Source organism: Psychrobacter sp. T6-4 (assembly GCF_052258425.1).
In the GTDB taxonomy this organism is placed as follows: Bacteria; Pseudomonadota; Gammaproteobacteria; order Pseudomonadales; family Moraxellaceae; genus Psychrobacter.
Genome location: NZ_JBQQEZ010000029.1, coordinates 1 through 778 on the forward strand (window position 1 = coordinate 1; position 778 = coordinate 778).

General features: G+C 68.0%; 1 protein-coding gene. It reads right to left on the reverse strand.

All coding sequences use genetic code 11. From position 1 onward, the window contains the following. Positions 1 to 120: 120 nt before the first annotated feature. Positions 121 to 778: ferredoxin reductase domain-containing protein (locus ACTXGE_RS12470; RefSeq protein WP_459112899.1), on the reverse strand; the 658-nt coding region annotated here is incomplete at its 5' end.

Sequence of the window (778 nt, forward strand, 5' to 3'; positions counted from 1 at the left end):
CGACCTCTCCGGACAGACCTGATCCCTCACCCCAACCCTCTCCCGCACGGGAGAGGGGGCGTGTCGCGCTCCGCATGGACCGCGGCGTGACCACTGTGGCCCACACGGAGAGGGCGCCGCTCAGTAGACGTCGGCCTGGTAGCGGCCGGTCTTCTTGAGGGCGGCGAGATAGGCGACCGCGTCCTCGGGGCTCTTGCCGCCGTGGCTGGCCGCCACGTCGATGATCGCCCGCTCCACGTCCTTGGCCATGCGCTTGGCATCGCCACAGACGTAAAAGTGCGCGCCGCCTTCGAGCCACTTCCACAGATCGGCGCCGTTCTCGCGCATCCGGTCCTGGACGTAGGTCTTCTCGTTGTCGTCCCGGGACCAGGCGAGCGACAGGCGGTTGAGCACCTTGTCGTCCTTCAGTGCGTTGAGCTCGTCCTTGTAGAAGAAGTCCGTGGCCTGGCGCTGGTGGCCGTAGAACAGCCAGTTGCGGCCGGGGGCGTTCGTGGCGGCCCGCTCGCGCAGGAACGACCGGAACGGCGCGATGCCGGTGCCGGGGCCGCACATGATCACGTCCTTGGTGAGATCCGCCGGCAGGGCGAAGCCGTGGGCCTTCTGAAGGTAGATCTTCACCTTGGTCTGCTCGGGCAGGCGCTCGCCGAGATGGGTCGAGGCCACGCCGAGCCGCAGCCGGGAGCGGTGGTTGTAGCGGACCGCGTCCACGGTCAGGGACACGATCCCGGCATCCATCTTGGGTGAGGAGGAGATCGAGTAGAGCCGCGGCTGCAACTCG